Annotated in this window: 20 protein-coding genes; all 20 read left to right on the forward strand. The window is 58.3% G+C overall.

All coding sequences use genetic code 11. From position 1 onward, the window contains the following. The first annotated feature begins 6 nt into the window (after nucleotides 1-6). The 20 genes from BG83_RS0126480 to BG83_RS0126580 all read left to right on the forward strand — a co-directional run bounded on the left by BG83_RS0126480 (nucleotide 7) and on the right by BG83_RS0126580 (nucleotide 17,631). The gene (locus tag BG83_RS0126480; protein WP_024979591.1) at nucleotides 7-2,106 is read left to right on the forward strand and encodes a putative bifunctional diguanylate cyclase/phosphodiesterase; all 2,100 of its coding nucleotides are present in this window, start codon (nucleotides 7-9) and stop codon (nucleotides 2,104-2,106) included. Nucleotides 2,107-2,234: 128 nt separating this feature from the next. Next, nucleotides 2,235-2,804 carry a hypothetical protein gene (locus BG83_RS0126485; RefSeq protein WP_024979592.1) on the forward strand — a complete coding sequence of 190 codons (570 nt, stop codon included), beginning with the start codon at nucleotides 2,235-2,237 and terminating at the stop codon, nucleotides 2,802-2,804. An 80-nt stretch (nucleotides 2,805-2,884) separates the two neighbouring features. Continuing rightward, the gene (locus tag BG83_RS0126490) at nucleotides 2,885-4,387 is read left to right on the forward strand and encodes a 3'-5' exonuclease (RefSeq protein WP_024979593.1); all 1,503 of its coding nucleotides are present in this window, start codon (nucleotides 2,885-2,887) and stop codon (nucleotides 4,385-4,387) included. A 66-nt stretch (nucleotides 4,388-4,453) separates the two neighbouring features. Then, nucleotides 4,454-5,338: a DUF5131 family protein gene (locus BG83_RS0126495; protein WP_024979594.1), complete on the forward strand. Its 885-nt coding sequence runs from the start codon at nucleotides 4,454-4,456 to the stop codon at nucleotides 5,336-5,338. A 50-nt stretch (nucleotides 5,339-5,388) separates the two neighbouring features. After that, nucleotides 5,389-5,823: a hypothetical protein gene (locus tag BG83_RS0126500; protein WP_024979595.1), complete on the forward strand. Its 435-nt coding sequence runs from the start codon at nucleotides 5,389-5,391 to the stop codon at nucleotides 5,821-5,823. A 110-nt stretch (nucleotides 5,824-5,933) separates the two neighbouring features. Continuing rightward, nucleotides 5,934-7,088 (forward strand): hypothetical protein, encoded by a 1,155-nt coding sequence (locus tag BG83_RS0126505; protein ID WP_024979596.1) that lies wholly within the window; start codon nucleotides 5,934-5,936, stop codon nucleotides 7,086-7,088. Between the two features lie 183 nt (nucleotides 7,089-7,271). Next, nucleotides 7,272-8,261: a DUF1643 domain-containing protein gene (locus BG83_RS30010; protein ID WP_231973477.1), complete on the forward strand. Its 990-nt coding sequence runs from the start codon at nucleotides 7,272-7,274 to the stop codon at nucleotides 8,259-8,261. 12 nt (nucleotides 8,262-8,273) lie between these two features. Next, nucleotides 8,274-8,765, forward strand: a complete 492-nt coding sequence (locus tag BG83_RS0126520) for a hypothetical protein (protein ID WP_024979598.1) — start codon at nucleotides 8,274-8,276, stop codon at nucleotides 8,763-8,765. 240 nt (nucleotides 8,766-9,005) lie between these two features. Beyond that, nucleotides 9,006-9,734, forward strand: a complete 729-nt coding sequence (locus tag BG83_RS0126525) for a hypothetical protein (protein WP_024979599.1) — start codon at nucleotides 9,006-9,008, stop codon at nucleotides 9,732-9,734. Nucleotides 9,735-9,929: 195 nt separating this feature from the next. After that, entirely contained in the window at nucleotides 9,930-10,247 is a 318-nt protein-coding gene (locus BG83_RS0126530) for a hypothetical protein (protein WP_024979600.1), read from the forward strand. A 177-nt stretch (nucleotides 10,248-10,424) separates the two neighbouring features. Further along, nucleotides 10,425-11,282 (forward strand): ParB/RepB/Spo0J family partition protein, encoded by an 858-nt coding sequence (locus BG83_RS0126535; RefSeq protein ID WP_231973475.1) that lies wholly within the window; start codon nucleotides 10,425-10,427, stop codon nucleotides 11,280-11,282. Between the two features lie 206 nt (nucleotides 11,283-11,488). Further along, nucleotides 11,489-11,965 carry a hypothetical protein gene (locus BG83_RS0126540; RefSeq protein WP_024979602.1) on the forward strand — a complete coding sequence of 159 codons (477 nt, stop codon included), beginning with the start codon at nucleotides 11,489-11,491 and terminating at the stop codon, nucleotides 11,963-11,965. Nucleotides 11,966-12,130: 165 nt separating this feature from the next. Further along, a complete protein-coding gene (locus BG83_RS0126545) occupies nucleotides 12,131-12,313 on the forward strand; it encodes a hypothetical protein (protein ID WP_024979603.1) in 183 nt (60 codons plus the stop codon). A gap of 379 nt (nucleotides 12,314-12,692) precedes the next feature. Continuing rightward, nucleotides 12,693-12,938, forward strand: coding sequence for a hypothetical protein (locus BG83_RS0126550; protein ID WP_024979604.1), 246 nt, complete (start codon nucleotides 12,693-12,695; stop codon nucleotides 12,936-12,938). Between the two features lie 100 nt (nucleotides 12,939-13,038). Then, nucleotides 13,039-13,545, forward strand: a complete 507-nt coding sequence (locus BG83_RS0126555; protein ID WP_024979605.1) for a membrane protein — start codon at nucleotides 13,039-13,041, stop codon at nucleotides 13,543-13,545. A 113-nt stretch (nucleotides 13,546-13,658) separates the two neighbouring features. Then, nucleotides 13,659-14,003, forward strand: coding sequence for a hypothetical protein (locus BG83_RS30015; protein ID WP_231973473.1), 345 nt, complete (start codon nucleotides 13,659-13,661; stop codon nucleotides 14,001-14,003). 670 nt (nucleotides 14,004-14,673) lie between these two features. Then, complete coding sequence (locus tag BG83_RS0126565) at nucleotides 14,674-15,198, forward strand: NADAR family protein (RefSeq protein WP_375140048.1); 525 nt, start codon at nucleotides 14,674-14,676, stop codon at nucleotides 15,196-15,198. Nucleotides 15,199-15,279: 81 nt separating this feature from the next. Further along, nucleotides 15,280-16,320 carry a phosphoadenosine phosphosulfate reductase family protein gene (locus BG83_RS0126570; RefSeq protein ID WP_024979608.1) on the forward strand — a complete coding sequence of 347 codons (1,041 nt, stop codon included), beginning with the start codon at nucleotides 15,280-15,282 and terminating at the stop codon, nucleotides 16,318-16,320. 112 nt (nucleotides 16,321-16,432) lie between these two features. After that, complete coding sequence (locus tag BG83_RS0126575) at nucleotides 16,433-17,107, forward strand: hypothetical protein (protein ID WP_024979609.1); 675 nt, start codon at nucleotides 16,433-16,435, stop codon at nucleotides 17,105-17,107. A gap of 197 nt (nucleotides 17,108-17,304) precedes the next feature. Continuing rightward, complete coding sequence (locus tag BG83_RS0126580; RefSeq protein WP_231973472.1) at nucleotides 17,305-17,631, forward strand: hypothetical protein; 327 nt, start codon at nucleotides 17,305-17,307, stop codon at nucleotides 17,629-17,631. Nucleotides 17,632-17,958: the final 327 nt, after the last annotated feature.

Genomic DNA, 17,958 nt, shown 5'->3' on the forward strand with positions numbered 1-17,958 from the left:
GTGGTGGTGACAGGTTCGCAAAACTACGCACTGGTCGCGGTTTCGGTCCTCGTCGCCGCCTTTACGTCGTACACGGCGCTCGATATCAGTGCACGTATCCGTCTTTCGACTGACGCTGTAAAGCGCTTGTCCTGGCTTCTTGGTGGGACCTTCGCGATCGCCACTGGGCTCTGGGCCACGCATATCCTGGGCATGCTTGCCTTTACCCTACCGTTTCCGGTGGCGCAGGGTACATGGATCACCCTCAAGTCGTTTGGGCTCGCACTGTTGGTCTCCTATTTGACGCTCGATGCAGCGACCCGTGCGAACCCAACGCGTCAGATTGTCGTACTCACGGGCATCGTTACTGGCGTCGGTCTGTCCCTGATGAGCTTTACCGCAGTGCAGGCGATCCGCGTCGAGCCGGGGCTAACGTATTCTCCTGGCGTCTTCGGCAGCGCAATGATCCTTGCCATTGCTGCCACTACGGCTGCGCTCCTCGTTCGCATTCGGCTCGGTCGCCCGGGTGCACACCAAGTCATGGCCATCCGCGTCGTGGCGAGCGGCCTCATCGGGGCCTCGATTGGCGGGGGGCACTACCTTTCGCTTCTTTCGGTTGTGGTGGCGCCGAACAGCCGATCGCTCCTCGTGACCAGTGCGTCAGCAGGGGGAGAGGCGCTAATCGCAGTAGTGGTGAGCTCGGTATTTATCGTCTCCTTCGCGCTGCTGCTGTCAGTGATTGGATTCCGCCACGAGCGTGAACGCATCGGTCTGACATCTTCGCTCCGGGAAGTCAGGCAGCGTTTGACGATGCTTGCCTCCATTGACCCCCTGACTTCGTTGCCTAACCGGGAGGCTGTCTACCGGAGCATTCAGGAGCAGATCGACAGTGCGACCATTGCCGGGTCAGCGTTCCATGTACTCCACGTCAACCTTGATTCATTCAAGGTTTTCAATGACTCATACGGATTGGCCATCGGTGATAGCTTGCTGCGGATTGTCGCGGTGAGGCTGGTCGAGGCGGCTGGCCGGAGCGCAGTTGTGGGGCGGCTCGGTGCTGACGAGTTTGCTCTCGTTGTTCGTGACGCTGGCAGTGGTGGGGGGCAAGAACTTGCAGGCAAACTTGTTGAAAGCATGCGCGGCGGAATCGCGGTCGACAACGCAGCCACGGTAAGGGTAACGCTGTCTGTGGGCATTGCCTCGTTCCCTAAGGATGGGGACGTGCCAGAAGTCCTACTGCGGAACGCCGATGGGGCAATGTCGGCGGCGAAGGCATCCGGTGGGAATGGCTACCGTTGTTACGGTCCCGACATCAGAGAGAACTCGTCCCGGCGACTCCAGATCATGCAGGCTCTGCAAGATACGGTCGAGAAGGGAGGGTTCAAACTCCATTTTCAGCCAAAGTTCGGATGTGACGGTCAGTCAGTCGAGGGCGCGGAGGCGCTGATTCGATGGACGCATCCGGAACTCGGTATCGTGCCGCCCTTGGATTTCATTCCATTGGCCGAGCGCACAGGCCTAATCTCCCAGATTGGAAATTGGGTGATTGGGCAAGCATGCCGCCACATTCTGGAGTGGGATCGTGCGGGGCTCCCGCCGGTGCGAATAGCGGTCAATCTTTCGCCCCAGCAGCTTCAGCAGCCGGGCTATATACGGACGGTCAACGAGATTGTCGGTCAGCACGGCGTGGAGCCACATCGCCTTATGTTCGAGATTACCGAGACCGTTGCGATGGAAGTGGCCGAGCAAACCACCGCCAACATTCGAGAATTCCAGGCAGCGGGATTCGATATCGCGATCGATGACTTCGGCACTGGTTACTCTAGCCTGGCCTACCTCCAACGGTTCAGAGCCAAGCAGCTCAAGATCGACCGGTTCTTTACTAGAGGCCTCGATGAGCATGGCGATGAGGGCTATGCCATCGTTTCGGCAATCATCGGCCTCGCGCATACGCTCCGAATGCAGGTTGTCGCGGAGGGTGTGGAGACCCAGTCTCAACTGCAGAAGCTTCGTGACTTGAGCTGCGACCAAGTGCAAGGGTTCCTGCTCGGGAAGCCCATGGGTGCAGAGGATTTCGCTGCATTTGTCCGGGAGCAGGCCAGCGAATCGAACCTCGCGCCTGTTTGAATCCCCCCTTGGATGGCGTCCGTTTCTCGATTGTTCCCGTCCACGCTGAGTGGTGTACTCGCAGGGTAGGCAAGGAGTCCCTTGGACCTTGCTGGAAGGAATTTCAATCCCATTCAATCGAGCACACCATGAAGACCATTCGAGCAATCGCAGCTGCAGTTCTGGTGATGGCTAGCGCCGTTGCGCATGCCGACGTTGGCGCGCCTCAGCCGAAGTCTCATCTGCCCGGGCTGGAAGCCCTGGAGAAGAATCCGAAGGCGCTGAACCTGACCGTGCAGAGCTTTGGGAAGACCACGCATGTCACGCTCGCGCTGAACGCCAACCCGACGCATTTCGAATCGAAGGAGGTGTTTGGCTACATGGGGTTGTCGAAAAGCGGCCAGGTTGAGCCGATGCAAGAATCGGTGGGGCTCCGCGTCGTTGCGGTGCCGGTCGCGATCATGCCAAACGGTGCACTGGTAGTGCGCTTGGCTCTAGACAATTCCCGCCTCGACGCATTGAAGACTGTGAAGCTCGGTGACCGTGCATTCCAACTTGCCGATATCTCCCGCGATGTGAGCGAAGCGACCCTGGTCGTTAAAGATGGCGAGGAGGTACCCGTAATGGTTGCTCAGGACGCGGGTAAGCGGGCCTTCCAAGTCTCGGCGCGACTGGCCGGCTCCGGTGACGCGCTCCCGGCCGCTGAGGCGACGAACTAAATCTGAGGGCTGTTCCGCTCCGGCCACGTTGTCGAGGCCCCTGCGATGAACACCAGACGCCCGCGCACTTCCCCAACCACATGAGATTGAAGCCGACCGCCGAGCAGAATCAGGCCATCGATCTATCCATGACTGGCGCGTCCTTCAAGGTGATCGCGCGCGCAGGCTCCGGCAAGACGTCGCTGCTGGACATGATCGCGCACACGAAGGGCAATACGCGCGGGGTCTATCTTGTATTCGGAAGGGAAAACGCCGCCGAGGCTAAGCGAAAGCTTCCGAAATCGGTATCCGCGAGCACGTTCCATGCGCTTGCGCACCGCTCATTGCCAGCGGGAATCACGGCTAAGGTCAACAACGCTATGGAGACCACTGACCTGCTCAGTGGGCGGATGGGATTGCGGGCGATTGCCGTGCCAAGCGTGCTCGGCCGTACGGTCGAGCTCAGAGGTTCGGACTTGGCGCAGATGGTCAATGATGCGGCTGTACGTTTCTGCAAATCGGCTGACCACGCACCCTCTCTCCATCACATTGCTGCGAATCCCATCATTGAGCGCAGGGCGATGGAGCAGCTGCAGGGTGAGCTACTGCCGTATGTAGAGACGCTGTGGGAGGAGTTCTGCAGTCAGAAGAGTCCGTATCGCATCGGGCACGATGTCTACCTCAAGATCTGGCAGCTTTCCACACCTGAAATTGAGGGGCGGTACATCCTGCTCGATGAGGGGCAAGACAGCGATGACGTCATGCTCGCGATCCTTCAGGGGCAGTATCACGCGCAGGTGATCTACGTCGGCGATCCATATCAGCAAATCATGGAGTTCCGCGGCAGCGTAGATGCAATGCAGCGCATTGAGGCCCCAGAGGTGTATTTGACGCAATCGTTCCGGTTCGGCCGGAGCATTGCTGATCTGGCATCCCTTGTACTTAGGAAGCTCGGTGAGACGACACCCATAAGGGGGCAAGACTCAATCTCGTCTGTAGTGATCGACGAAGCAGCAGAGAACTTCATCTTCCCGTTCAAGGCCGTTCTGTGCCGCACGAACGCTACAGCAGTTGCCCAAATGGCCGATGAACTACGGTCAGGAAAGCGTGTCGCTCTCCGGGCAAACTCTTCCGAGATCTTGAATTTCTGCAATGCCTCTCGACAGTTGATGTGCGGTATATCGCCCGCATCACCTTCAGCGCTCACGTTGTTTCAGGACTGGATGGAAGTCTGCGACTACGCAGACACGTTCGCTGGGAAAGAGATCAAGCCCTACGTGAAGCTCATCAACGATATCGGGCCCGACATGCTCGAGGAGATGGTGGGGGCATCGGTACCCGTCTCCTATGCGGACATGGTCATAAGTACCGCGCACAAAGCCAAAGGCCTTGAGTTCAAGTCGGTGAGGGTGGAAGGCGATTTTCGGTTCTATACCGACGAAGAGACCGGCAAGGTTGAGATGACACCGGAGGAGTTGAGGCTGCTCTATGTGACGCTCACCCGGGCACGCGAGTGGCTGGACATCTACGCCATCCAGGGGCAATTGAAAGCCATGCTTGCGGATGCCGAGATTATTGGCTCCAGAGAGGACTCCCTTATGTGAGGCCAGCTGGAGCGGCCAAGACCTGTGGGGCTTGCAACAGTCTGCGGTTTGAGTGAAGAGGCAAACATGGCAATCGAAACTGGCATTTCCTATGCGAAGTCCACCATCAACGGATGGATTGGCTGCACGCAGATCGGACCCGGCTGCGACGGGTGCTACGCGCTAGCGGGCGACATACGGTTTCACGGCGGAAAGCACTGGGGTCCAGATGCGCCACGCCAGCGGACTGCGCCTTCGAACTGGAACAAGGCATTCACCTGGAACCGCCGCGCAGCCAAAAGCGGTGAATTCTGGCCGGTGTTCTGGAACACCCAGTCGGACATGTTCGACAACGAGATTGACGAGCAATGGCGGGCCGATGCATGGGACCTCATGGCTCAAACGCCGTACCTGACCTGGCTGGTGGTCACGAAACGCATCGGGAACGCAAAGCGCATGTTGCCTGCAGACTGGGGGACCGGCTATCCCAACGTCTGGCTAATCGCCACCGTGGTCAATCAGGAAGAGGCAGAGCGCGATATCCCAAAGCTCCTAGACCTTGATGCATGCGTCAAAGGTATCAGCCACGGGCCCGGCCTTGGCCCCATGGATCTGACTTTCCAACTGAAATCTGGGCGACATGCCGGAAAGGCTGCGATCGAGGAGTTGGACTGGATCATTTCTGAAGGGGAAAGCCGGCAAGGTAGCTGGGCTGCACGTGAGTACAAATTGGAGTGGGCGGAAAGCCTGGCGGAGCAAGCAAGCCGGTATGACGTGCCGTTCTTCATGAAGCAAGCGGGCCATTTTCCGACCAGGAATGGGGCCAAGGTTACGTTGACCGGAAAAGGGGCGGTGGTTGGCGAATGGCCAACTGCCTTACAGCGCCAAGAATTTCCAGGTGGGAAAACGCTGGCGGAAGGGACAGATTCCCCGTCGATCACAGGTGCGGTCATACAGCTTGCCGTGGTGTGAATGGCGGCACCGTCCAGATAGGAAAACAGCAGGCATCAACGATGGTACAGATGACAGCCGCAGAATTGCGAACAACGGCAGTTGAATCCCCCAGCGCCCAGAAGATGAGCGTCGACGCCTCAGCCCGTCCCGATAGGAAACCAACTCGGGTGGCGTCACTGGTGTGGCTCGCCGTTTCGCTTGCGATTGGAATAGGGATTGCCTTGTGGGTATTCCACAAAGTGCAGTTCGAGCAACAAGCAGACGGGGTTATGACAGCTCGCTTTGCACAGAGCCTCGGTCTCATTGGAAATGATGACAGTCGCCTTGGCCGAATCGAGAAGGTCTGGTTTGCTCGCTCCGCAGCGGGCGGCTACCTCTACCGTGCCGTCTATCAAGGCGCCAACCTTCAAAGCGGCGTCATCCGTCGAACCACAAGAATCGACCTGATCCGCTTTTGCAAGGCAGCTCATGAGGAAGGGTGTCGCATCTTGGATAGGAAATAGGGATCCCAAGGAGCACCTCTACCGCCTCCTTGGCGCTTGCACAAAGGGGCTAGAAATACATGTTCGACTTGAGATACTGGACTCACTCGAACACTTCACACGGAGAAACTATGAAGAAACTGACTTTGGCATCGTTGGCAGTTGTCGCACTGCTGTCGGCGTGCGGTGGTGGCGGCGACGGCTCGGCTGCGGGCAACGGTGGTTCCGACGGTACTGGCACCGGCACGGTGGGGAATCAAAGGACGCCGGTGAACCCGTACACGGGCCAAGCTGCACCTGGGGCCAAGACGACGGCAGTTACCGGCCAGGTCTTCAACAGCGGCGCGACTGCTGGCGCGACGGTGACGGCCTACGTGCTGAACGCAGATGGCACGAACGGTACCGTGATCGGTACGGCTACTTCGGCCGCGGACGGCACGTTCAGCATGACTTTGAGCCAAGCGCCGTATGACTCGGCCAGCTACGTGCGCTTCGTGGCGACGGGCGGCACCTACACGTCCTCGGCGGACCATACGGTCCAGACGAACGGCACGTTGGAACTGGTGACCCCGTACATCACGACGCAGTTCAACAACTTCGTCATCACGTCGCTGACGCATGTTGCTTCGCAACGTATGTCACAGGTCGCGTCGGGCGGCGCGGCGATTGCGACGGCCTATACGACGGGTGCCGGCATGGTGCTGTCGCTGATCGGCTTCACCAACGCAATCCTCCCGAGCGACCAGAGTGCTGGCGTCAACTACCTGGCCCTGGTGCCCGGTTCGTCCGGTGATGCCCTGTCCGCATACGCCGACGCGCTGAATTCCGTCGAGGCGTACGGCGTCCAGTACGACCTCCCGTCCTCGGTCTCGGTGCAGGTGCTGGCACAAAGCCAACTGACCGGCACGGCATCCAGCACGCTGCCGAACGGGAATGCGATCAACATCGGCCAATGGCAGAGCGGCGTCTTCAATCCGGCAGCACCATACACGCTCGGCCAGCTGGAAGCGAACGGTGCGCCTCCGCCGTACGCCCAGATGCATCAGTTCATGGTCTGGGAATACGTGATTGCGGACTGCAACAGCGGTAACAGCGCGCCGTACTACGCTCGCTTCCCGTTGCAAGCCGGCCAGCCGGATCTGTTCACTTCCGGTCAATGCCCGACCTACAAGAACTACGTCAACACCATCGACGGAAAGGTTGGCACGAACAATCGCAGTCACGTGCTCGTTACTACGCCGGGCTATGTGCCGCAAACTGTGCCGGTGGTCGGCGCCGGTTCGTAAGGTCCGCTAGCAGGCCCACGGTGTGGGCTTCTGCACCACACATCCCCGCCTTGAGCGGGGTTTTTTCATTCCAGAGCGCGTTGATCCCGTTGGTCTGGGGAGCGTGTTGGTAGAATGCTTCCTGGCAAGAAGCATGAGGCGGCGGAAGCGGCACGCGCGCGTGCTATGTCAGAGAGGAAAACTGTGAGTGCAGCAATTCCGGCTTGGACCGAGCAGAACGCGTATTTTTCCGGTGAGAAACATCGGGTGTGGTTGCGACGCCAGCTGAGCATGTTTGGCGTCCCAGTCGCGTTTATTCTGCATAACCCCAGCACGGCTGATGCAGTAGACAACGATCCAACCGCGCGGCGGGGAGTCGGGTTTGCTAATGCGCTCGGTGCTAGCGACTTAATCATCGTGAACGCCGCGACCGGAGTAGCGACTGATGCGAACGAGCTTGCCCAAATGGAAGACCCAATCGGACCAATGGCCGATGAGGCGCTCCAGGTTGCCGCCGAGTTCTGTCTGTCGCGCGGTGGCGTCCTGATTGCCGCTTGGGGTACACCGAAGGGAAAGGCGAGTACCCGGCGCCTAATGGATGCCAGGTTCAACGACATCCTCCGGCTCAATCTGCCGTGCACGCATTGCGAATTACCTCCTCCGGGTACCCCGAACACCCGCTGTACTTGCCCGCCGAGCTGCGCCCCGTGCCGTGGCGCTATTCCATCCCTGTCGCCTGACCACACGATGCCAAATCAGTTGATGCGTATTGCGAACACGATCCGCAAAGAGTGTTTCAACACAACGCGACAGCGCGTTCAGGCGGTGAGCTGCCTGGCCAGTTCACTCGCTTTGGGTATGGCGGTCGGCATCGGATCGGCCAGCATCGTTGGGGTGACGTTCTGCATGTTGGTGGTACTGGCGATGGTGTCTGGTGTCACCGGATCGGAAAGTCCGGTGTTTGGCCCGACATGCGCTGCGGTCTTCGGCCTGAGCGGCTACACCGGGCTTGGAGTTGCTGCCGTAGTCCCACAGGCGATCGCCGACGCTCTTCTGTTCCTCGCCGGAATCGGTGGGGGCGTTGCAGCCATAGTGTGGTGGGCGGTGCAAATGGGAGGTTTGGTGGTTGCGTCGCGCGCAAGCGGTAACACCGAAGGAAAGCTGGAACGGTCGCGCAGTTGCATTCAAGGATGAGGGAGGAGGGTGATGTTCCGAACACGTAGAGAGATTGCTGCGCAGGCGGTCAGCGTCCTGATTATCTTTGGCATCGTCTCGTGTGCAGGCCTGAAGGTCATTGCAGGCAATGAGGCGGCCTTCGCCCAATGGATCGACGATCAAGGGCGCGGATTCCAGAAAGTCCGACAGGGCATCGGTACCTTGGTGGCTTCGGCTGACGATCCAGAAAGCAGGGTGAAGCGCGTCTTAGTGCAGACTTTGGAGCCAGGCACGCTCGCTGCGGCAGCGCAACTCACCGCCGGTTACCTGGCTGCGTCTCCTTTCCTGTTTCAAGCCAACGTTGCGCCTCCGCCCAATCAAATTCAGGTAACCGGTGCATCTCTGGAAAGGAATGGACAAGCCACTACGGTTGCGAATGCAGGGAAAGAACGATGCCAGTTGCGACTGCTGCCGACGAAAGGCACGGACCTGATCGGCGCTGGCTGGGCGATCCAGGACGCCAGATGTAGCCGGACAGACTAGACCGACATAATCAATGAAAAGGGCCGCATCTGCGGCCCTTTTTGCTTTTTCGGTGCCGATTAAGGCGTCTCGGGTAAGGGTTGCCGTGGGTGTAGGGAACGCCTCCTAGGGGCGACTAAGGGAGTATCATTCGGCTTACTTTAGTGCTTCCCGTTGGGAATCACTAATTATCGCTTTCCTTAACAAAACGGCCGCGGATGGCAGCTTGCGCTGTGCGGCCAAATAATGCCGGAGGGCATCTTGGCCAAGAGTGAAATTCCGAACCCCGAGAGCCGGATTCCGAGCGCCTTGTATCTCGAGCTGCGTGACTGGCTGCTCAAGAATGACCCCGACGCCAGACGAATCATTGAGTGGTCGAACCAAAGCCGCTGCCGCCCGGAAACTCCTGAAAAGATGGCAGCAGAAATCATCTGGATCGTACTTTGCGCGGGTCGTTCCGCCCAGGCTGCACGCACCATCGAAAAGCGCGTCTGGGATGCAATCGAGGAAGGGCGCCCCGTCGTCAGTGCATTTGGATTCCGTGCCAAAGCTGAGGCAATTGAAAGAGTGTGGCGCGAGCGCGCGGCCGACTTTCATTCGCTGCAGGACGTCCTAAGCCAGAACAACCCCATTCGACTAGTCGAATGGTGCGGCGCTCTTCCGTGGGTGGGAGTCGATACGAAGTACCAGTTGGCCAAGAACTTCGGTGAGGACGTCTGTAAGCCGGATATCTGGCTTTGCCGTCTCACGGGCTTTCCAGACAAGCCGCGACGCCGCGGGCTTGAGAGGTTTGACGCCTGCATGCGACTGTGCCGCGTGCTCTCCGACGCTTCCGGCGACAGTATTGCCACCGTGGACAGTGTGCTCTGGCTGGCGTGCAACAAGGGCGTTCTTCAAGTTTCGCCGCAGGCTGGGCCCGTGACGTTCGCCCCAATGAAAATTTCCCGAGCGGAAATCATCCCAGGGGCCGAGGAGCGCGTACATCAGTAAGGAAGCCGGCCGATTTTTGAGGGCTAGAAATGGCATTCGCACTCGGTATCTTCCATTTCGTAGGGCGCAGTCGAAGTACGGGTTCTCCTTCAAACGTCTCGCTTCGATGTTGGCTGTGTTGCTGGCTGGACAACGAAATTGCGTTTCGTTGCGGAGACGGCAACGCGTAGAAACAGTGGCTATTGGGAATATTTGATGACCGTATGGACTGGCTCGGAAAGTCAGGTGCGACTTCCACTCTGTTGGCTGACCAAGGCTCAACTCAGTGACGACGAGCGCGCCGTCATGGAAGTGCTGGCGAGCCGGGGAGCCGTGGAAGGAACAGGAAAGGTCGCCCGCGCGGCCTTTCCCGGGCAGCTCATCAGCCAGAGCGAACGGTTGATGCGAGCGTCAAGAGTGCTTGTGGCTCTTCGTGATCGCAAGTTCGTCGACTGGTCTCTCAGCGAGGGCGGCCTGGTTGTCTGGCAGCTGGTTGCGGATGGTGGGCGAGCAGAGTCCTCTCCAGTGCCGTGAAGGAAAACTGAGTTTTCGGAAGGAATGGGTTGTCCGTGCGATGAGCGCTCGGGCACTTGCGCCATAGCTAAGTTCAGGAGTATGCAAGTGGTGGCAACAAAACGGAGTCAGGGTGTGCGAGCGAAGACACAGCCTCAGCTTGTCCTTGACGGAGCTGCTCCGACTATTCCATTTGAGATGGACTCCCAATTGGAATTTGGGGATCGTCAAGCGCTGAACTTGGGTACGGGAGCGAGCCACCAGTACCGGTGGGCCGTCGACGAGATTCGTGAGGTTCGCGGCTTCAATCCTCGGATCGAGACGGCCGCCTACAAGGCCGGCATCGAGCGTCTGGCCCTCGAGATTGCCGAGAACGGTTTTGATGAGAGTCAACCGCTCCTGGTGTTCCCGATCCGCGAGGGCAGTAAGACGGTGCTTGCGGTGCGGGACGGGCATCGACGACTGCAGGCAGTGCGGCTCGCCAATCACTATCTCGACGATGGGAAGAATCGGCAAATCGATCAGCTGCCGGTAATTATCGAAGAATGGGCGGACCCGCGGTCGCTCACGCTGAGCGTAATGCAACGGAACGATCAGCTTGCCCTGACCGTCTTCGAGACCGCGATCGTTGCTTTTCGAGCTCACGTGAAGCTCGGCATGTCCACAATGGAGATTGCCTCGGAGTTCAAGCGCTCAGAGATGCACATCAAAGGGTTGCTTTTGCTCGCCAACGCCGACCGGCGGATCCAGGATCTGGTCATTGAAGACAAGACCACAGCGACAACGGCCATCAAAGCGATCCGCTTGTACAAGGACGGTGCTCCCGAGCGTCTGGTGGAAGTGACTGCGGGGAAAGGCAAGGTCCGACCACGAGATCTACCCGGGGAGCGGCTGAAGCGGGTCATGCGCAAAGTGGGCGCAAGACTGCTACTGACGATCAAGGACATAGAAGCAGATCCCGGATTCAAACGCCTTAGGCGCGAAACGCGTGAATCGATCAGCGATTTGCTCGAGAAGGTTCGCGAGGCAGAGAAGGAAGATCCGGTCGACAAATAGATCGTCTGGTGCTCGGTGTGGCGTGCCGCATAGCGTCGTGCGCGCCGGCGGGCATGACCATATCAAACGCGTGTGTGGCATGCCTAATTTATAGGCAACATAAGAAGTTGTCCGATGATAGCGGGCAACTTTACGCTGCGTAACTGACTTGTCCACAGACCTGTCCAGAGCAGTTGTGGAGATCGCCCTTAGGGCCAACAGAACCAATGAATGAGACTGACGTTTTCTTTCGAACTACAGTGGCCGGGCGGGAATTCCAGGGGGTTATCGCTCTGACCGGCTCACTGTTCATCTGCTGTAAGGCCTCAGGCGAGGGTGTGCCGCTGTACGCAGCGTCTTTGCAGTGGACGAAAGCGCCCCCTACTCATGATCGCCAAGAGCGCGAGGGCTGGTGGCTGGTCCGCGGCGAGAACGAGCCAGTCGTTTTCCTGAGCGGGTTCACCGCAGACGACTCAGCACGGCTTGGCGATGAGTTTGGAATCCCGCCGGCAGGCGACCGGTTCGACTCACCCGACGTGCGGGAAGAGTACTTTCTGTCCTCATCAGCCTGGGAAGGTATGCGGGCTTGGGTTGAGCAGGAGACCCTCAGAGAAGATGCTGCGTCGCACCCGACCGCCCGGCGCAAGTCCTGGTACATCCGTGCCATCTCGCAGATTCGGGTCTTCAGGGGGATTGAGCAGTAACGGCCTGAGAGCGCCGGCTGTAGGCCAAGTGGCGGACAGAAAAATCCCACCGATTTGCGCGACAATAGAATTCGCTGCTTGATGGGTTCAGCAGCGAACCGTCGCGCCGGCCCAAAACAATGCCGCCGGCGAGGCATTCGAAGCAAGTTCGACCGGGAGCGATTTATGGGAAGCAATCTTGCCATTTACGTCGTCGTGCTCGTATGTCTTGTGTTCGTAGCCAGGTATGGAATGAAGAGAGGAAAATCCAAGCAAGAGGCGATTCGCGCATGGGCCATTCTGGCCGGTGTTGCGGGGATTCCTATTGCCGCACAGGTGATTGGGGTGGTCTTCCATCCCTTCGCTTGATCTGAAGCGCTGTAAGACGAATCTGGTTGAGTCCTCCTTCCTGATTGCGTCGAACGGCCTTAGGCCGCGCTCCCCGAAATCGGAGTGCGGCTTTTTTGCTTTTTGGGCACGCCGTGCTTCATTGCTTCCCAACAGGAAACATCAGGTATAGAATCAGCCTCGTTTCTACGAAGTCATTTGCGACTTTGTAACGGCAGCTGGGCCCTTCTAGCCACTTTGCCTCGCCAGTGTTTTCTGGTGAGCGCTTCCCTCGCTTCTTAGAGCGAGAACCGACCGGCTGGTTCGTTCCGAACCGGCTCTTCCTACCTTAATTTCCTGCGGGGTGTTTGCTCCCGTACGGAAGTAGGCCTCCGAGGTATTTCGCTACCAGGAGGTTTGCATGCTTCAGTTTCACGCGTTGTTCGGTGGCCACTACGGCATCGGGTCAATGATCGTCGACGCCGTAATTCGTTCGGTCGTCTACAACATGGTGGGTAATGCGATGCGTGGTCACGCCCTTTCAGGACTTGCGTTGATCGGTATCGTGCTCGCTGTTGTGTGTGTGTGTGTTCTGCTGATCCGCTGCTTTGGGGGCATGGCCAACGCTGTTGGCCGAAGCCTTCGAGGTGGCAGACGCCAGTACTAACTCGTTCGACGCTGCTCTGCGTCATTTGCTCTGTAACGGCATTGCTTCCGATGGCCATTGGCTGTTGGCGGTGGGCCATCTTTTCTGAAAAGGAATAGAAATGAAATCGTTCGCAAAAATCGTCCGCGCAGGGTTCGTCGCTTTTGCGCTGGTGCCGTTTTTCGCACATGCTCAGTGGTATGGGTCAGTCAACCAAGTAGGCGAGCCGGTCTCTCGATCGAACTCGACGTACAACTCGGGTGACGCTCTGCGCGGTGGTGGTTCCGCAGTTCTGGGCGTCGTTATCAACGCGCGGCCGATTGAACTCGATTCGGGCACCGCGCGCCAAATTTCGGCAACCGTTGGCGGCATCCTTGGTGTCGTCCTCGGCATGCATCACAGCAACTCCAACGCTGCACCGCTGATTGCCGGCGGTGTGGGCACGTTGGTTGGCTACGCTGCGGGTGGCGCGATCAGCAAAACGCAGGCCGTTGAGCTGATCGTGCGAACCGAAGACAACCGGATGATCCCGGTTGTTCAGGAGGTCGGCGATGGCAATGTCTTTCGAGCTGGCCAGGTGGTTGCAATCGTTCAGGTCAACGGGCGTTTGCGCGTCCAACACATGTGACGATGTCACAGTGGCAACGGCGGTCCCTTCGGGGACCGCTTTTTTTTTGACCTACGCACCCCTCGGTGCGGGGGGCATCATTCGCTGGCAGTAGGCGGTAAGGCCAACATATAATGGGCGACGTTGAAAAACTCAGTTTTTTGTCTGGGTGCGGGGCTCGATTAACTGGCCTCGGCACTGAAAATAGGGCGGACCACGGTGTCCAACACGCCAAATGGCGTGGTCAGGAAAATTACGTGATCGAGGATATTGAACTACCAAAAGGGTGGAAGCTGCGGCCGGACACTCAGTTTGGCGTAGTCATCACGGCACCGCATGGCAGTGTCACGATTGACATCACCATGCGGAATTTCGTTCTTGGAGAGCGGATGGTGATGGCCTATGGCAAATACAGCAGGCGGGGTTGGCGCAAGCGACTCTTCAGCGACGCAATCCTGGCCCTGGCAAAGGCCAAATAGTCCCGGACGCTCCCGCCAGAGCAACCCGAGGGACAGCGCGCGCCCCGCGGGTCGGGCGCACCTCTCGATTTCCTTCAAAGTTACATAGAGGCGGCACGCGATATCAAGTTGACGCCGAGTGCAGAACTTCGACCGACCGGATTCGCCGCACTTCTCACCAGGAACAGAAGGCGGTAGAATTTGGTCGATCTTTCCCGGCGATCATCCTTGTGATGTCGCCCGGCAGCTGGGCCGCATCTAGCGTACGTTTTCAACCCTGCCGCCCGTCAAGGGTGGTGCCTTGTGGCTGTTCTGCAGCCAGTCTCCAGTTATTCAACCCATTCGGGGCAACCTTGCCCTGAGCGGGAGTTGCCTCTCTGTTTTCACATTGAGGTAGCTATGAATAAACTTTCCAATCGTCCCACGGCAATTCGTCCCTCGAGAAAGGGGGAACTCGGCCGCTTCATGTCGCGGGAGAATATTTCCAACATGCTTCGTGCGGGCAGCGCGTCGGATCTAACCGATTACGCGCTCGCAAACGGCTACCTAGGCAGTCGGCGGGTCATTGTGATGGATGGGCGCGTTATTACGCACCGCTGGCTGGAGTGGCCGGTCTTCCTTCAACTCTGCCGTCGCCGCCCTGGCAATGGCGCCCAACCTAACCAGGTGTGCAATGCATGAGATCCAAGGAATGACTCTGTTCTTCGGCGCCGAAGATGCACTAAGCAACTGGCATCCGGCTCGGTTCACGTTCCGCGGGGTCGAGTTCACTTCAGTCGAGCAGTTCATGATGTACTCCAAGGCGCGACTGTTCGATGACGATGAGACCGCAAGGCAAATTCTTTCGGCCTCTCAACCGCGTGAGCAAAAACGACTAGGCCGCCAAGTCCGAGGGTTTGATGAAGCGGTCTGGGTCAAGAAGCGCAAATCAATCGTGATCGTTGGCTGCCGTGAGAAGTTCTGGCAGAACCCGCCTCTTGGCGAAATCCTGCTCGGGACAGAGGACACACTTTTGGTCGAGGCCAGTCCATACGATCGAATCTATGGTGTGGGGCTCGCGTGGAATGATCCGCGTATCCGAGACGTCGGCCAGTGGCAAGGCCTAAACCTTCTCGGAGACGTGCTCATGGAGGTTCGCTCTTGGCTGTCGAAAGGCAGCGTACGCGCCACCGTGACGGGCACAGTGCATAAACCAGAGAGCTTTGCGCGCGCCTAGCCGAAGGCTCTCAAATTTCAACCCAAGCGGGGACATCTTCCCTGCAGGGGTTGATGGCTTCCGCGTCAGACGGAGAAAAACATGTCCATCGACTTACAGATGGGCTTTTGGCCAATCACCGAAGTCGTCACGCCTTTGCCTGAGCCGGTCGAACCGGACCTCGCTACGTACGACAGATTCGTGGTCGGATTCAGCGGGGGAAAGGACAGTGTTGCTTGTGTCCTCCACTTGCTCGAGCGGGGCGTAGATCCAGACAGGATCGAACTCCACCACCACCTGGTTGACGGTCGAGAAGGCTCGGAACTGATGGATTGGCCTGTAACCGAGGCCTACTGTGCAGCGTTTGCACGCGCGTTTGGGCTGAGGCTCTACTTCAGCTGGAAGGTCGGTGGCTTTGAGCGCGAAATGTTGCGCTTGGAGCAGCGGACAGCGCCGGTTGCATTCGATAGCGAAGCCGGCGAAGTGGTGATCTGCGGCGGTGATGGGGGAAAGCTGGGAACCAGAAGGAAATTTCCCCAGGTCTCTGCGTCACTAACAACTCGCTGGTGCAGCGCTTACACGAAGATTGATGTGCTCGCGCGCGTGATGACAACCGAATCCCGATTCCAGTCGGGAAAGACGTTGGTAGTTACGGGCGAACGAGCGGAAGAGTCGGCTTCTAGGGCCCGCTACAGCATGTTCGAGCCTGATCGCACGGACAATCGAGACGGGCAGCGCGTGAAGCGTTACGTAGATCACTGGCGTCCTGTTCATCGCTGGGCCGAACGCCAGGTTTGGGAGATCTTCGAGCGGCATAGGGTGCGTGCACATCCTGCCTACTACTGTGGGTTTGGACGATGCTCGTGCAGGAGTTGCATCTTCGGGTCTCCTGACCAGTGGGCGACAATTGCGAAGTACTATCCGGCTGCCTTTGAGCGGATCGCTAAGTACGAGGAACAGTTCGGCGTCACGATCCACCGCCGAGATTCGGTGCGGATCCGTGCGGCTCAAGGAACGCCTTACCAGGCAGACGAACGCTACTTCGAGCTTGCTGGACGGACCGAATACACCGAGTCGATTCTTATCGATGGCCACTGGGAGCTTCCCGCCGGCGCGTACGGTGAGGCAACCGGACCGATTTGAAAAACTGGGTGCCTGCGCAGGTCGTCAGATCTGCGTAGATCATCATGTTCAACCCATGCGGGGGCGAGCCCCCAAAGGGAGCCGCTTCTCGCAAACAAAATGGAGAAGCAATATGAATCGAGTAATCAAACTGGCGGAGAGCGTTGCGGCTCGCCTCAATGCAGTTGTGAGCATCAGTGATGGTAGTGCCGAAGGCGCGACGTTGTTTGGTGCGGATCTCCCTGGCTATGCTGCGCGTGCCGCGGCAAAGGAACTGGTCGAGAACTGGATCGCAGCGGTAGCCGACGGCAATTCCGACAAGTTCCTTGCTGACGTCGACCAAGTCATCTCCACGCTCACCAAGTTCAAAGAGAAAGCGCAAAGCATCTTGCCTGCGGCGAACGTGATCGATGATGTATGGTCGCCGCTCGCTGGAGCAATGACTGGCAAGCAGTACGTTGCCCACCAGGGCTGTAAGTGCCCGTCGTGTGGAAGTACCGAGGACCTCAGCGGCGACTCGTTCAACGCGGACGGAGGTACCGCCTCGCAAGAGATGGGTTGCAATGCTTGCGAGGCGAGCTGGTCAGATGTGTACGTTCTGGCGGGCTACTCGAACCTGGAGGGGGGCGTCTCGATTAAGGATGTCGACTCTGCAGTTGAAGATGTGAAGAGTCGAAGCAAGCAGTACGGCTTTTCAGTCACGGGAGAGGAGCACGCCAAAGAGGTGCTCGAAGAATCATGTGACATCCTCGGTCTCGTTCTGAGTGAACTGGAAATCAAGCTCGCCGTGGCGAAGTTGCTTTCCTAACCAACCGGAGCGCGGTACTTCATAAGTGCAGTGCTTGCTGTACGGGTGCAGTGAGCCCGATTATCAATACGAATCCTTCGCGGGAGGCTGCATCCCCCGCAAAGGGGCAGCTCCGCGACTTTTTATACATCAAGGAGTCTGTTATGCCGACAAGTACAGTCTGGGTTAAGCCCCTAGTGTTTCTGACGCACCGGGACGTGACCGTCTACCACGCCTACGAGGACGATGACTTCGACCAGGGTGCGTGTAGGTACTCTTACACGACCCACAGCACCACCGATGAGGAGCATTTCGATGTTCGCTATTTGGAGGTGCCGAGTGTGGCTCTGCTCGAGAATCATCCGCCTTTCTTGGCAGCCGACTGCAATCCAGCTTTCGCAACGGCAACCGACGCGCAGAAGGCAGAATGGCAGCAGCAATGGCAAGAGTGGCGCAAGGAGGGTGGCGCGGAAGATCAAGCCATCGTTGCCATCATCAAGGAAGGCATCGACCTTGGTCTGATCTCGCCACCGGAAGTAGAGTAGTCCCAAGTTTTCGCCTTAGAACCGTTCGACGTCCCCACGTCGAGCGGTTTTCTTTTTCGGGCCGGGGAGGTGCATCCAGTCGTGTTGACGATCTAGCGTTTCCACTTCCCATCTGGAAGCGCATCGAGGTAAAATTGGCGTGCTTTTGTTTCACTCCGACGCCTCCCTGACCTTTGTGTCACGGCGTCCGGTAGCTGGGCCGCGATCTAGCCATTTGGTAGTTGCGACTTGCCTTTCCCTTTTTCGGGAGCATGTCAACCTGCCTTCTTCACCTGTTTGATGTCCGATCGCATTTGCGCGGTTTGGCATCGTCTTCTCGCACATCCA

Origin of the sequence: Ralstonia pickettii, assembly GCF_000607165.1 — a bacterium.
In the GTDB taxonomy this organism is placed as follows: domain Bacteria; phylum Pseudomonadota; class Gammaproteobacteria; order Burkholderiales; family Burkholderiaceae; genus Ralstonia; species Ralstonia holmesii.

What these genes read in the sequence shown, in the direction of transcription:
- BG83_RS0126555 (WP_024979605.1), top strand. Translation starts at nt 13,039, where the DNA reads ATGAAATCGTTCGCAAAAATCGTCCGCGCAGGGTTCGTCGCTTTTGCG.
- BG83_RS0126565 (WP_375140048.1), top strand. Translation starts at nt 14,674, where the DNA reads ATGACTCTGTTCTTCGGCGCCGAAGATGCACTAAGCAACTGGCATCCG.
- BG83_RS0126490 (WP_024979593.1), top strand. Translation starts at nt 2,885, where the DNA reads ATGAGATTGAAGCCGACCGCCGAGCAGAATCAGGCCATCGATCTATCC.
- BG83_RS0126520 (WP_024979598.1), top strand. Translation starts at nt 8,274, where the DNA reads ATGTTCCGAACACGTAGAGAGATTGCTGCGCAGGCGGTCAGCGTCCTG.
- BG83_RS0126545 (WP_024979603.1), top strand. Translation starts at nt 12,131, where the DNA reads ATGGGAAGCAATCTTGCCATTTACGTCGTCGTGCTCGTATGTCTTGTG.
- BG83_RS0126575 (WP_024979609.1), top strand. Translation starts at nt 16,433, where the DNA reads ATGAATCGAGTAATCAAACTGGCGGAGAGCGTTGCGGCTCGCCTCAAT.
- BG83_RS30015 (WP_231973473.1), top strand. Translation starts at nt 13,659, where the DNA reads ATGGGCGACGTTGAAAAACTCAGTTTTTTGTCTGGGTGCGGGGCTCGA.
- BG83_RS0126570 (WP_024979608.1), top strand. Translation starts at nt 15,280, where the DNA reads ATGTCCATCGACTTACAGATGGGCTTTTGGCCAATCACCGAAGTCGTC.
- BG83_RS0126535 (WP_231973475.1), top strand. Translation starts at nt 10,425, where the DNA reads ATGGACTCCCAATTGGAATTTGGGGATCGTCAAGCGCTGAACTTGGGT.
- BG83_RS0126505 (WP_024979596.1), top strand. Translation starts at nt 5,934, where the DNA reads ATGAAGAAACTGACTTTGGCATCGTTGGCAGTTGTCGCACTGCTGTCG.
- BG83_RS0126495 (WP_024979594.1), top strand. Translation starts at nt 4,454, where the DNA reads ATGGCAATCGAAACTGGCATTTCCTATGCGAAGTCCACCATCAACGGA.
- BG83_RS0126530 (WP_024979600.1), top strand. Translation starts at nt 9,930, where the DNA reads ATGACCGTATGGACTGGCTCGGAAAGTCAGGTGCGACTTCCACTCTGT.
- BG83_RS0126485 (WP_024979592.1), top strand. Translation starts at nt 2,235, where the DNA reads ATGAAGACCATTCGAGCAATCGCAGCTGCAGTTCTGGTGATGGCTAGC.
- BG83_RS0126550 (WP_024979604.1), top strand. Translation starts at nt 12,693, where the DNA reads ATGCTTCAGTTTCACGCGTTGTTCGGTGGCCACTACGGCATCGGGTCA.
- BG83_RS0126500 (WP_024979595.1), top strand. Translation starts at nt 5,389, where the DNA reads ATGACAGCCGCAGAATTGCGAACAACGGCAGTTGAATCCCCCAGCGCC.
- BG83_RS0126540 (WP_024979602.1), top strand. Translation starts at nt 11,489, where the DNA reads ATGAATGAGACTGACGTTTTCTTTCGAACTACAGTGGCCGGGCGGGAA.